This window comes from Treponema bryantii (genome assembly GCF_036492245.1).
GTDB lineage: Bacteria > Spirochaetota > Spirochaetia > Treponematales > Treponemataceae > Treponema_D > Treponema_D bryantii_C.
The window spans coordinates 2,404,441-2,417,276 of record NZ_AP025286.1 but is presented as its reverse complement, the minus strand read 5'-3'; the positions used below and the strand labels follow the sequence as shown (position 1 = coordinate 2,417,276).

General features: G+C 39.1%; 10 protein-coding genes and 1 tRNA gene. 6 read left to right on the top strand and 5 right to left on the bottom strand.

The features are described from left to right. Positions 1-22: 22 nt before the first annotated feature. Positions 23-508 carry a hypothetical protein gene (locus AABJ44_RS10755; RefSeq protein ID WP_338369041.1) on the top strand — a complete coding sequence of 162 codons (486 nt, stop codon included), beginning with the start codon at positions 23-25 and terminating at the stop codon, positions 506-508. 75 nt (positions 509-583) lie between these two features. Here the strand turns inward: AABJ44_RS10755 and AABJ44_RS10750 are convergent, their stop codons facing one another. The 5 genes from AABJ44_RS10750 to AABJ44_RS10730 all read right to left on the bottom strand — a co-directional run bounded on the left by AABJ44_RS10750 (position 584) and on the right by AABJ44_RS10730 (position 6,097). Continuing rightward, positions 584-1,570 (bottom strand): ABC transporter permease, encoded by a 987-nt coding sequence (locus AABJ44_RS10750; RefSeq protein ID WP_074642672.1) that lies wholly within the window; start codon positions 1,568-1,570, stop codon positions 584-586. Between the two features lie 13 nt (positions 1,571-1,583). Then, positions 1,584-3,080 (bottom strand): sugar ABC transporter ATP-binding protein, encoded by a 1,497-nt coding sequence (locus AABJ44_RS10745; RefSeq protein ID WP_074642674.1) that lies wholly within the window; start codon positions 3,078-3,080, stop codon positions 1,584-1,586. Between the two features lie 14 nt (positions 3,081-3,094). Beyond that, positions 3,095-4,087 carry an ABC transporter permease gene (locus AABJ44_RS10740; protein WP_083379788.1) on the bottom strand — a complete coding sequence of 331 codons (993 nt, stop codon included), beginning with the start codon at positions 4,085-4,087 and terminating at the stop codon, positions 3,095-3,097. Positions 4,088-4,160: 73 nt separating this feature from the next. Then, on the bottom strand, positions 4,161-5,297 hold the full coding sequence (locus tag AABJ44_RS10735; protein WP_074642677.1) for a sugar ABC transporter substrate-binding protein: 1,137 nt from the start codon (positions 5,295-5,297) through the stop codon (positions 4,161-4,163). Between the two features lie 257 nt (positions 5,298-5,554). Further along, positions 5,555-6,097: a hypothetical protein gene (locus AABJ44_RS10730; protein ID WP_338369034.1), complete on the bottom strand. Its 543-nt coding sequence runs from the start codon at positions 6,095-6,097 to the stop codon at positions 5,555-5,557. A gap of 474 nt (positions 6,098-6,571) precedes the next feature. Here AABJ44_RS10730 and AABJ44_RS10725 point away from each other — a divergent pair. The 5 genes from AABJ44_RS10725 (at position 6,572) to AABJ44_RS10705 (ending at position 12,826) form a co-directional block, all read left to right on the top strand. Continuing rightward, a tRNA-Leu gene (locus AABJ44_RS10725) sits at positions 6,572-6,653 on the top strand. A 65-nt stretch (positions 6,654-6,718) separates the two neighbouring features. Further along, the gene (locus tag AABJ44_RS10720) at positions 6,719-7,429 is read left to right on the top strand and encodes a DUF554 domain-containing protein (RefSeq protein ID WP_338369033.1); all 711 of its coding nucleotides are present in this window, start codon (positions 6,719-6,721) and stop codon (positions 7,427-7,429) included. A 212-nt stretch (positions 7,430-7,641) separates the two neighbouring features. Next, positions 7,642-8,763, top strand: coding sequence for an ABC transporter ATP-binding protein (locus AABJ44_RS10715; RefSeq protein ID WP_074642682.1), 1,122 nt, complete (start codon positions 7,642-7,644; stop codon positions 8,761-8,763). Positions 8,764-8,846: 83 nt separating this feature from the next. After that, entirely contained in the window at positions 8,847-10,748 is a 1,902-nt protein-coding gene (locus tag AABJ44_RS10710; protein ID WP_338369031.1) for a ribonuclease catalytic domain-containing protein, read from the top strand. Between the two features lie 131 nt (positions 10,749-10,879). Then, positions 10,880-12,826: a M13 family metallopeptidase gene (locus AABJ44_RS10705; RefSeq protein ID WP_338369029.1), complete on the top strand. Its 1,947-nt coding sequence runs from the start codon at positions 10,880-10,882 to the stop codon at positions 12,824-12,826. Positions 12,827-12,836 lie beyond the last annotated feature (10 nt).

Here is a 12,836-nt window from a genome sequence, read left to right as displayed (position 1 = left end):
AATCAATCAAAGAAGTAAGATTGTGAAAAAATTATTTCTCGTTACCCTTATTTCTGCACTGTTTACGGTAGCAGCTGTTGCGGCACCAAAAACACTGGTAATTGATCTTGGTGATAGCGAAGTCAAGACAATTGAAATTGTTAAGAATCCTTATGGTGTTAATTACCAGAATAAGACACCGGCAGTATTTACAAAATACTTTAAGAACAATATGCCGGTTCCAGGTGATACTATTGAAGTACATTATAACTTTACATCTGATGTAAATATTCCTGGTCTTGTTATGGCCGTTATTGATAATTCTCCAGCAGCTAATTACTGGCTTGAAATTTCAAAAGAGTATAAAACTCTTGTAAATATCAAGGCTGGAGTTCCCAATAAAGGTGTGCTTGTTTACAAGGTTGTTGCTAAACCTGTTTCTGAGGTTACAGTAGAATTCTTGTATGACGATAAAATCGACAGCAAATTAACATTGCAGAAAGCTGGTGTGACTACCGGAAAGAAATAAGTTAAAAAAAATGGCAGTGCCGGAGAAGGAAAACCGGCACTGCCACAAAAAAACGTTTTACAAGCAACTGAAGTTCTACTTAATAACCTTTAATGATTCATGATCAATAGTTAATGCTACTACAATCAAAAAGATTATACCTTTCACAAGCTGCTGTGTTGCTGCCACTGGGAAAACCATAGGAAGCGATTTTTCGAGGACACAGTAGGTAAGGGTTCCCAGAATGATATTTGAGAACCGTGCTTTTGCTCCACCGGAAATCGGCATTCCACCTAATACAAGTGCAATAAGAATCTGTGTTTCAAGCTGACGTCCTGCAGTACCAGTTATGGCACCTACATGAACAACGTTGATAAACGAAGCAAATCCTGTAATTGCTCCTGCACTTACATAAACTAAAAACTTTTTTAAATCCGGTCGACATCCAGAAAATCTTGCAGCAGTTTCGCCCGCACCAATTGCCCTTAAATCTGGTCCGACTCTTGTAAAATGCCAGATAACAAATACAACAATAAGTACAATTCCCATCAGAAGGAATTTGAACCAGGTCTGATCCAAAGAAAGTACATTATAGCTGGCAGGAACAGGTCCTGCTGTTGTAATGTATTTACACAGACCTCTGAAGAAATATTGTGAACACATTGTTACGATAAAAGATGCAATCTTGAACTTAACATGGAAGAAGCCGTTGAAGGCACCCATTAAAGCTCCGGCAGCAACTGAAGCAATTACTGCAAGCGGTATGCTGTACATTGAAACCCAGCAGAAAATTATTGATGAAAGACCGAGAACAGATCCCTGAGAGAAATCAAGGCCTCCGACTGTCATTATCAAAAATACACCGCTGCAGCAGGTCATCAAAACAAAGACCTGACTAAGCATAAGGCTTAGGTTTTTAGGCTGAACAATTTTTCCGCCAGTCAATATTGAAAATAATAAGATAATTCCGATAAAGCCAAATAAAGGACCAAAGTTAGAAAACAGCTCCCGTTTCTTTGCTTTTTTTGCCAAATCATCTTGTGTAATCTTTTTTTCTGCTTTAAATGCGATTTGATTTGTCATACTTTTCTCCTGATTAAATCATCTTTGCAATGAGGTCTTTTTCTCCAAGTTCGCGGCTGCGTTTAAACTCACCATTGAACTTGCCGTCCTTCATAATAAAGATGCGGTCACTCATACCCAAAAGTTCTGGCAACTCTTCCGAAATCATAATGATTGATTTACCCTGTTTTTTGAGTTCACTCATCAAGGTATAAATATCAGCTTTTACGCGTACATCAATACCTCGGGTAGGGCTGTCCAGAATCAGAATATCAGAATCTTTTCCAATCCAGCGGGCAAGAACAACCTTCTGTTTATTTCCTCCCGAAAGTTCAGAAACATACTGTTTAATTCCAGTCATCTTTGTACTCATCTGTACTGCGAACTTCTGGGCAAAACTTGCAGCTGCTTTCAGATTCAGGAAACCTTTTTTAGAAAGATCATCCAGAGACGGAAGAATAATATTGTCGCCGATAGAATCTGCAATAACTATAGATTCGTTATCGCGGTCCTTAGAAGCATAAGCGATACTATGCTTGATTGCACCCGGAATACTGTTTACCTCGTAGCCATTCTTTAAGATAACTTTTCCTTTTCTGTTATAGGATGCACCAAAAATTGCTTTTCCGATTTCGTGCATACCACATTCCGAAAGTCCACCGATTCCGATAATTTCACCTTTGTGTAAATCAAGATTGATGTTATCGAACTCGCCTGGAACACTTACATCATTAAGAGAAAGAACAACTTCGTTGGAAACTTCTTCGTCGTAGTCAGTGCGGTAATACTTGTTTTTAAGTTCACGGCCAACCATTTCGCGTTTAAGGTCATCGGTTGTAACTTCCTGTGTATTCAGAGTTCTTACCAGAACACCGTCACGAAGAACTGATACGCGGTCTGTATGTTCAAGAACTTCATCAAGGTCGTGTGAAATAAAGATTACGGTTGAACCCATTTCGCGGGTTTTGTTCATAACCTTAAAAAGTTCCTGACGTCCGTCGTGACTCAGGGCAGTTGTAGTTTCATCTACAACAAGAATCTTTGGATTAAAGTAAGTTGCCTTTACAATTTCAACAAGCTTGCGTTCCTCAAAAGAATAGTGGTCAATCATTTTTGAAGCTTTAATATGATTAAAACCATAAGAATCCAAAAGTTTCTGAGCTTCTTTATTCATTGCTCTGGAATCTTTTACAATTCCGTGCATGAATCTGTCTTCTTCTCCAAGGAAAAGATTTTCTGCAACAGTAAGACCTGGCAGAGTTCCCATTTCCTGAACGATAATAGAAATACCAAGTTTGTTTGCTTCAACCTGACTTTTTGGTTTGATTTCTTTTCCAATCAGAGTTAATGTTCCGCTTGAAATTGTATGAATACCACACAGCATGGAGCTGAAGGTTGATTTTCCAGAACCATTTTCACCAATCAGACCATGAATCTCACCGGTAAATAACTCCAGATTAAGATCGGCAACTGCATGTGTCGCACCAAAATATTTGTTTATGTTTTCTGCTTTTAAAAGTACCTGACTCATTTGCATCCCTCCACTTATTTAATTACACTGCCAATCTTACCGCGGTTGGTAAGAGTTACAATTGCAAGGAGAACTGCACCAGTAACAAAGTCATTGATTGTTGTAGGTACATCAAGAGCAACAAGGCCATTAAATATCATAGTAATAATGAACTCACCGATTACAATAGCAGTAACCGGACAGCCATATTTTTTGAAGGCGATACCGAAGAAGGTTCCCATCAAAGGTTTAAAGTTGCGGTCCATACTTGTCATTCCGGTAACAGCCAGAATTCCTTTTCCGTAGCTTACAGTCAGGAGAGCCATAATACCTACGAAGAAGTGAAGAAGAACAAATCCGATAAATTTATATTTTTCTACGCTGATACCCATGTTCTTTGCAACAAGCTCATTGCTTCCGATGGCGTTACAGTAAGTTCCGATTCTTGTGAATCTTAAAATGAATACCATCAGTAAGAATGCACTGAATGCAACAATATAATTCCATGGTGCGTGATTGAATGCCAGGATATTAGCATTAGTCAATTTTCCAGGGAATCCGGATGTATCAAGACGTACAACATAATTTGCAACACTTTCGAGAATAAGCATAAGACCTACGGTTACAATCATCGAAGGGATCCTAAGCTTAGAATAAAAAAATCCATTAAAAGAACCTATTAAAGCACCAGTAAGTAAGGTTCCGCCAATAAGGCCAACATAGCCAAGGTGTCTTGAGAGTAAAACACCTACCATTGATGAAAGAACAATGTTTGCTCCAATGGAGAAATCAAAAAGTCCCATTACAACAATAAAGTAAAATCCACAGCCGCCAACGGCATACTGAATACTTGTCTGCAGATAGTCAGACATAAGTTTTGGTGTTCCAAAATTCTGAGGAGATAAGAGTTTAAAGATTCCCCAGCACAAGATTGCTAAAACAACAAGAGTCGTAACACCAAAATACCGGCTCTTCTTGAATGAGGCAAAACGTCCGTTGCCTGCTATTGCTTTTTCAAAATCACCCATCTTTATACATCCTAAAAAAAGGGGAGCAGTAAAATAATTGTGCTGCTCCCCTGATATTTTTTAATAAAAGAGACTATCTGCGGCTCTTTACATCTTCAATAGAGAGTTTAGCAGTTGCAACTTCAAGTTCTTTTTCAGAAAGTGCTGCCATAGCTCTAAGTTCTTCCTGGTTGTATGGAAGTGCATCTACGAAGTACTTAGCATAAGATGCATAGTCTTCTGGAGAAGCAACATAAAGATATGGGAAGTTTACGTCATAGAAACCATTTGTTGATACGGCATAGTTTCCTTTGATTGCATTGTAAACGAGCATGAATGCGATAAGTGGGTCACAGTAGTGTCCGCCAGATTCAGCAGCCATACCACCGCTCTTAAGCTGTTCGTCGAGGTCTGCAAGGAAGTCTGTAGAAACTACAGCGATCTTTCCTTTCTTACCCATAGATTCAATAGCAGCAAGAGCACCTACGAGAGTATCTCCACCACCACCAGCAACGATCAATGCATCGATGTCTGGGTTAGCGTTGATGATAGCTTCTGCAGTAGAACGTCCTGTATCAGATGTTGTTCCACCGTACTGTGGTTCAAGAAGTTCAATTTTGTTAGAGTGTGAAGCATTCCACTTTTCAACACCCTGCTTGTATCCCTTCCAGCGGAGAAGGAATGTAGCGTCACCAGCTTCCCAGCCTTCAAGAGCGATTTTCTTATTTCCTTTTTCAGCAAGAATTGTTACGAGTTTTTCACCGTTTTCTACTTCGTTCTCGTGTACAGCTCCAACAAAGTATGGAGATCTTGCAGCAAGAGCATATTCGTTAGGGTTTGTTTCTTCACTGATGATGCGGAAGAACTGTGCACAGTAAACTTTGTTCTGTGTACAAGTGTTGATTACAGAAGTCATTTCAGCAGAAGCTGAGTTACAGATGATGATACCGTCACAACCAGCAGCACTCAAAGTTTCTGCAGAGCTTGTTACGTTCTCAGAGATATGTCCCTGATCAACATACATAACCTGTACGTCGAGGGCCTTTGCAGCTGCGTCTACGATGCGCTTACACTGGCTACCAAGAGTATCAGTAGAACTCCAGATAGAAACACCAATTTTAATCTTCTTTTCTTCAGAAGATGCACTAGATCCTGCCTGCTTCTTTGAACAAGAAACAAGAGCCGTTCCAAGTAAAGCTACAGTAACGAGCATACTTAAAATTTTTCTCATCTAATTTTCCTCCTAATAGATGCATTTTTTTATAGCCAAATCATAGAGTGGAATTTGTGAGAATTGAATAAAGATTTTTAGGAATTTATTTTGAAATTTTTAGGTATGTTTAGTACAAAAACATAGTGTAGGGGATTTGTCTTAGAAAACTTTAAAAATTTTTGGTAAAAATTGTTAGATATTTTACGATGAAACAACCAGCTGCAGCAGGAAGTGTTGCAGCTGGTTGTTGGATAGCTTTGATAATTTACTGATATTTATTCTTCAATCAGGAGTTCGCCAGTCAGAATATTACTTTTGTTTCCTTTATTATCAGATATGTATGCAGAAAAAGTTATATTACCAGTTGGGAACTCTGAAAACTTTACATCACTCCAGGTTGAATATTGATATTCATATTTTTGATTGAATGTAAGAGTATTTTCTGTGTTAATTATATCAAATGATAAATGGAGTTCATTTGCATCAAAATCAGGATCATGGAAATCTATAACGAGAGAATATGAAGAAGATTTGTTTACGGTAGTAAGTCTTTCCCATGTTTCGAATGGTCCGTTATTATATGGATTAGCATTAGTACAGAAAATTGCATTCAATTTAGGTGCAGAACCAGAATAAGGTGTATTTGTAATTGTGATATTTTCAATTGTAAAAGTTTTACTTATATTACCTTTTTTATCAATTGCTCTAACATAAATTGGTTGATTAAATTGAATATAGTTTACCTTATATTTGGCTTCAATATTCCATCCACAACGAACATAATCCCAGACCTCCTCTTCTGCAGTTGAATAATCCATATTTTTCCAATTATAAAAAAAGTCAAAATTTTTGTCTGGGCTGAATTGTATTTCAGTGAAATCCTTGTCAGGATCTTCGATTTTAAAGACTAATCTATCTGATGCGCGATTTAAGTTTAACTCTGTAATTTTATAATTTTGTTCAACAGAATCAAAATCGTTAGAGGTGCTCCAATTACCTGATGCGAAGAATGCGCCCAAAATTTTTGGACTAGTTCCAGTATCCACATTGTTTTTACAACCTGTAAGAGATAGAATTATAATTGCTGAGGTAAGCAATCCTGCTAGTAAGTTTTTTTTCATAGTTTTTACTCCTTAATTTTATTTATGATTATAGAATAGCTTATACAAACAAAAATGTGTAGATTCCATTTGTCCATTTTTAAAGAAAAAAATAAAAAAATATTTTTAAAATATGCGATATTTGCATTGACATAAAATATTCTTTTTGATATATTCATTATCACATTCCGCGCGGGGGTGGTGGAATTGGTAGACACGCAAGCTTGAGGTGCTTGTGACGTTAGTCGTGGCCGTTCAAGTCGGCTCCTCCGCAAAAGGCTTCCTGAATAAGGAAGCCTTTTCTTTTTAACCCTGATTTTCGGGGAGGTGAGGTAAAAAATGTTAGCAGTATTTGTAAATTGCGGTGCGGTAATTCTTGGTTCAATAATTGGTCTTTTGTTCGCCAAAAAGTTTACAGAAGAGCTTTCTGATATGATTCAGACGGCCTGCGGTGTAATTACTCTGGTACTGGGAATCCAGATGGCCTTTAAATACAATAACATTGTTTACTTGGCCCTTTCTTTGATTTTGGGCGCAATTGTCGGCTATGCCCTTGATATTGACGGGGCAATACTTAAGCTTGGCGGTAAACTCGAAAAACTCACAAAAAAGGACGAGAATTCTGGCTCTTCTAACTTTGCCTATGCCTTTTTGAATTCTTCTGTGCTTTTCTGTGTTGGAGCTATGTCTATTGTGGGCTCTTTTGAAGCGGGCGTAAATCACAATTATACAACAATCTTTACAAAATCAATTCTCGACGGTTTTCTGGCAATCAGCTTTACAGCCGCTATGGGAATTGGAACTGTTTTTTCTGTAATTGCCATTTTGATTTATCAGGGAGCACTCACTCTGCTTTCTGAGTTTCTGCAGCCTTATGTTTCTGATTTACTGATTCAGGAGCTTTCTGCCTGCGGTGGTGCCATGATTATCATGATTGCGATTAACCTTCTGGGACTTAAAAAAATCAAAACTGCAAACTTCCTTCCGGCACTGGTATTTGAGATTTTGTTTGTAATGCTGGTGCCTTTAGTATTAAAACTCTTTGCATAAAAGTGGGGTAGCGCTGGGAGCCCCTTGCCGACCGCAGGCTGAACTTGTTTCAGCCGAGGACGGTGAGCGTTAGCGAAGGGTGGACATAGCGACCCGAACGAAGTGAGGGGAACCCCGAAAAAATCACACTTATACGAAAAATCTCTGTTGACTTCTGCCGTGGATGTGCTACAATAGATCTAATAATATAACCCTTAAGGAGGCCACATAAAATGGCAAAGGTAGAACTTAAAGGTATTGGTAAAGTTTACGACGGCGGTGTTCGTGCTGTAAACAATGCTAATATCACTATTGAAGACAAGGAATTCTGCGTATTCGTAGGTCCTTCTGGATGCGGTAAGTCAACAACTCTCCGTATGATCGCTGGTTTGGAAGATATTACTGAAGGTAAGCTCTTCATTGACGGTATTGAAATGAACGACGTTCCTCCAAAGGATCGTGATATCGCCATGGTATTCCAGAACTACGCTCTTTATCCACATATGACTGTTTATGATAACATGGCATTCGGATTGAAGATTCGTAAAATGGACAAGGCAGAAATTGACCGCCGTGTTCGCGATGCTGCTAAACAGCTTGACCTTACACAGTACCTCGATCGTAAGCCAAAGGCTCTCTCTGGTGGACAGCGCCAGCGTGTTGCTGTAGGTCGTGCTATCGTACGTAACCCTAAAGTATTCTTGTTCGATGAACCTCTTTCAAACCTCGATGCTAAGCTCCGTGTAACAATGCGTTCTGAATTGGCTGGTCTTCACAACAGACTCCAGGCTACAATGATCTACGTAACACACGACCAGATCGAAGCTATGACTCTTGGTACAAAGATCGTTGTAATGAAGGACGGAGTTATCCAGCAGATTGGTGCTCCACTTTACCTCTACAACAACCCAATCAACAAGTTCGTAGCAGGATTCATCGGAACTCCTCCAATGAACTTCTTGACTGTAAAGGTTCTTGAGAAGAACGGTAAGATCGTTTGTGACGAAGGTTCTTTCGAAATCAACCCTACAGACGAGCAGGCTAAGAGCTTGAAAGACTATGTTGGTAAGGAAGTATCATTCGGTATTCGTCCTGAAGACCTCACATACGTTGACAAGCCAGCTGCAAAAGATGATATGCAGATGAAGATTACTAACAAGGAACCACTTGGTGCTGAAACACACTTGTACCTCGTTTCTAACAAAGGTCAGTCTATCATCGCTAAGACAACTGCAAATGCTGAATTCCGCCTTGGTGACTCAGTAAACGTTGTTCCTAACATGGAAAAGGCTAAGTTCTTCGCTCTCGACGAAGGCGAGCTCAACATCTGTGACAGCATTGAAAAGAAGTGGTAATTAACTTCCTGTCATAATTAATACAAAGACCGTCCGAATGGGCGGTCTTTTTTTTATCTTTTTTTTCTGATAGTATAGGCGCTATGAATAAACTTTCTGTTGTTTTATATAAAAATCAGCCTGCGGTTGTGAATGACCGCGACGGCGATAAATATATCATTAAATTCTGTACACAGCCTGCGACTCCGGGCGGAAAAAAAGCCGTTTATGGTGAGCAGAAGGTTCGTGAAAAGGATGTGGTGCTTCTGCATGAAGGTCCATGTTCTTCTCTGGATGCTGTGCTTGATTTTTCAACAGAAGGTATGGCGGCTCAGCTTGTAGAAACTTACGAGCTTTTGATGTCTGATGAGTCTACTGCCAGTGAAGCAATTTCTCTTTCTGATTTGGCTGAATATTCTCGCGGTGGTTTTAAGGCTGATGAAGCGTGGGCTTTGTATTCTGTTGCTGCCGGGGATGTTCATTTTCAGATTTCACAGGATGCTCTGAAAAACGGTGAGATTTCTTTTACGCTCCGTTCTGCTGATGAGATTGAAGCACTTGCTAAAAAACAATATGAAAAAGAGCATGAGTCTGAAATAAGGGCTGCTTTTATTGCCCGTCTTAAAGCTCGTAAACTTGACCTGCCGGAAGATGCAAAATTCATGGGTGAAGTTGAAGCTTTTGCCCTTTGTAAAACTGATAAGTCTAAGGTGCTTGCTGATGCAGGTATTTCCCAGACTATAGAAGCGGCACATAAGCTTTTGATTGATACTGGTATCTGGGACTTTACAAAAAATCCGTATCCGACACGTTTCGGATTCAGCTTTGATTCTGCTAAAGATCAGCTTGGAGCAATGCCTGAAGAAGAACGTCTTGATGTTCCGGGTGTTGCTTATGCCATAGACAGTGAACATTCTGCAGACCCTGATGATGCTGTTGCTTTTGACGGTGAGTATCTTTGGGTTCATATTGCAGATCCGGCTTCTTCTGTTGAACCTGATTCAAAAATTGATATTGCGGCGCGAGACCGCGGAACTACCTTGTATATTCCTGAAGGAACTTCGCGTATGCTTTGTGAAAGCTGCCTTGAAGATTATGCTCTTGGCCTAAAAGAAGATAGTCATGCCCTGTCTTTCAGAATCAAGCTTGATGATGAAAGTCAGATTGAAGAGTGTTCTGTTTTTAAGACTAATGTAAAAGTAAAGCGTCTTACCTATAAATATGCCGAAGAGCATAAGGAAGATGCTGAACTTAAGCCACTTTTTGAAATTGCCCGCAAAAACCGTGAGCGCCGCGAAAAGAACGGGGCTGTCACAATCCAAATGCCTGAGGTTGATATTTCTGTTGATAAGGAAACAAAGAAAGTAACAATTGAACCTGAGGCTCGTCTTGAATCAAATGAAATGATTGCGGAACTGATGATTCTAGCCGGGGAGGGTGCTGCCCGTTTTGCTTTCAAAAATCAGATTCCGTTTATGTATATTAGTCAGGAAACACCGGATTTTCCTGGAAATCTTCCGGATGGCTGGGCAGGACAGTTTGCCCGTATTAAGTGCATGAGAAAACGTTCTGTTGGAATTACACCTGCTCCTCATGCAGGGCTTGGCGTTTCATTCTATAGTCAGGTAACTTCGCCGCTTCGCCGTTACGGAGATTTGATTTCTCATGAACAGCTTCGCGCCTTTATTGATGGCCGCCATCTTATTGCAAAAGACGATATGCTCGAACGTGTTGCCGCCGGAGATGCTGCATCGATTGCAGCAAAAAAAGCAAGCCGCCAGAGCGATACTCACTGGAAACTTGTTTATCTTCTGCAGAATCCAGATCAGGAATACGAAGCTTTCTGCATTGACCGCCGCGGAAACGATGCGCTGTTCTTAATTCCTTCATTGGATATGCAGGCAACACTTCATAACTGCAGCGACGTTCAGTTGAATGATGCTGCACGACTTAAAGTTTCTAAGGTTGATATCCCGGAACAGAAGGTAGATTTTAAGCGTAACTAAAGTTACCCATATCTCGGTGACAAAAGTCACTAAAATGTAACCATTGTCACCGTTGCTTTCTGGAAATTTCCTCCGTATAGTTAAAGTGTACCCGGCCGGAACCGGGTATATTCTGGCTTCAGGAGGAAAAAATGAAAAGTTCAAGAACTTATGTCGTATCAGTTGTTGTTTTGTTATCAGTTCTGCTTGCAGGCTGTGCAAATGCTTCTAACAGCAAAAAATGGATTAACTCAAATCTTGATGGAAATCTCCTGAGTGAAAAGCCCTCTCTTAAAGACGATTTTTATCAGTCTCTAAATTATGAGACTTTGAAAAAGCCTTTGTCAGGATCTGAGGATTCGGGAACAACAGAAAATAATGATGATTTCACCAATCCGTTTGTAAGTCAGATTGCTTCAATGGCTGCTGCTAGTGGAGCGGAAAGTCTGGAGAACTCGGACAGTCAAAACCTTTCAGAAAAACAGAAATTAATTGCCATTTACAATATGGGAATGGATTGGGAACACCGCAATGAACTTGGTTTGCAGCCAATCCTTCCGCCCCTGAAAAAAATCCAGTCTGTAAAATCTATTGAACAGTTAAACTCGATTCTTGAAGATGATAATATTAGACTCTTCTTTCCAATAAAAATAGATCGAAAATCGAAAGTTGGTAGTCTTTATTATAGTCCTAAAATAAGCCTGATATATGTTATCAGTGATGATTATGACCTTTATTTTGATTTTTATATGACAATGCTTCAGAGAGTCGGCTATTCACAGGAAAAAGCTGAAGAACTGTTAAAATCAGCTTATGAACTTGAAAAGCGATATAATCTTAATCTTGCAAAGGAAAAGGGGACAGGTAAAAATTTATATTTTGGTCAGCTTAAAGATTCTTATAAAAACTTCCCGATTACAGAATACCTGGAATCTAATGGACTGGCAGGCTTGAATTTTGGCTTTACCCCGGATTTTGAGATATTTGATTCTCTTTATGTTAAGGAAAATCTTGAAGCTGTAAAAACACTGTGTTTATGCAGGCTTTTTACTGCAAGTACATGTTTGCTGGATAGAGAGGCCATTGATTGTTATCTGAAGGTAAATGAAAAATTTACAGGTTTTAAGAGAAATTTTAGCAATGAAGAACTTGTCGTTCTTTTTTTGAATGAATTTATTCCGAATTATCTGGGAAAGGTGTGGTGTGAAGAGTATTGCTCAGAAGAAATAATTGCAGATATTGAAAATCTTTGTAACGACATCCTCTCAAATTATAAAAAAGAGATTTCTTCCTGGGAGTGGCTTTCAACAGGTTCGCGTTATACTCTTGTGGAATTACTCAATAAAACAAAGGTGATTGCAGGTCATTCAAACTTTTATGATTATTCGGATTTACAACTAAAAGATAATTTCTTTGATTCCATTCTGGAAGTGGTAAAACTTGAAAAAAAGATTCAGTCAAAAAACTGTTTTAAGGATCCGGATATATATGAATGGTCCTGGGCACCACAGGTAAGTAATGCTTATTACAATCCATCGAATAACAGTATTAATATACTTGCCGGTTATATTTTTCTAAGCAGAATCAAATATGATGTAAATGATTCTTATGAAAAGAAGCTGTCAGGACTTGGTTTTACTATGGCGCATGAAATCAGCCATCTTTTCAGCAGCCCTTCAGATAAGGAAGGTGTTCTTTTACAGATTATAGGAACGACTGATCATAAAGAAATTGAAAAGCGCATAGTTTCTGTTTCTGATTATTTCAGTACCTGCGAGATTTTTGACGGAGTAAATTGTGACGGAACAAAATGTAGAACGGAAATTGGAGCTGATGTTTTTGGAATGTCTGCAATATTGAAAACTGCCGCTGCGGTTCCTGGTTTTGATTTTAAGCTTTTCTTTGAATACTATGCTAAGAATAATGCTTCGAAAAGTACGGAAAAGCTTTTGAGAAATCAGCATGAAATGGATCCTCATCCGCTGGATTTTCTGCGTGTGAACGCTATTGTTCAACAGTTTGATGAGTTTTATGAAGCCTTCGATATTAAGCGGGGCGATGGTATGTATCTTGCACCTGAAAAAAGGTTCAAATTATAAGGAGGTAGCC

What these genes read in the sequence shown, in the direction of transcription:
- AABJ44_RS10705 (WP_338369029.1), top strand. Translation starts at nt 10,880, where the DNA reads ATGAAAAGTTCAAGAACTTATGTCGTATCAGTTGTTGTTTTGTTATCA.
- AABJ44_RS10715 (WP_074642682.1), top strand. Translation starts at nt 7,642, where the DNA reads ATGGCAAAGGTAGAACTTAAAGGTATTGGTAAAGTTTACGACGGCGGT.
- AABJ44_RS10730 (WP_338369034.1), bottom strand. Translation starts at nt 6,097, where the DNA reads ATGGATTATTCAACTGCAGAAGAGGAGGTCTGGGATTATGTTCGTTGT.
- AABJ44_RS10740 (WP_083379788.1), bottom strand. Translation starts at nt 4,087, where the DNA reads ATGGGTGATTTTGAAAAAGCAATAGCAGGCAACGGACGTTTTGCCTCA.
- AABJ44_RS10750 (WP_074642672.1), bottom strand. Translation starts at nt 1,570, where the DNA reads ATGACAAATCAAATCGCATTTAAAGCAGAAAAAAAGATTACACAAGAT.
- AABJ44_RS10735 (WP_074642677.1), bottom strand. Translation starts at nt 5,297, where the DNA reads ATGAGAAAAATTTTAAGTATGCTCGTTACTGTAGCTTTACTTGGAACG.
- AABJ44_RS10745 (WP_074642674.1), bottom strand. Translation starts at nt 3,080, where the DNA reads ATGAGTCAGGTACTTTTAAAAGCAGAAAACATAAACAAATATTTTGGT.
- AABJ44_RS10720 (WP_338369033.1), top strand. Translation starts at nt 6,719, where the DNA reads ATGTTAGCAGTATTTGTAAATTGCGGTGCGGTAATTCTTGGTTCAATA.
- AABJ44_RS10710 (WP_338369031.1), top strand. Translation starts at nt 8,847, where the DNA reads ATGAATAAACTTTCTGTTGTTTTATATAAAAATCAGCCTGCGGTTGTG.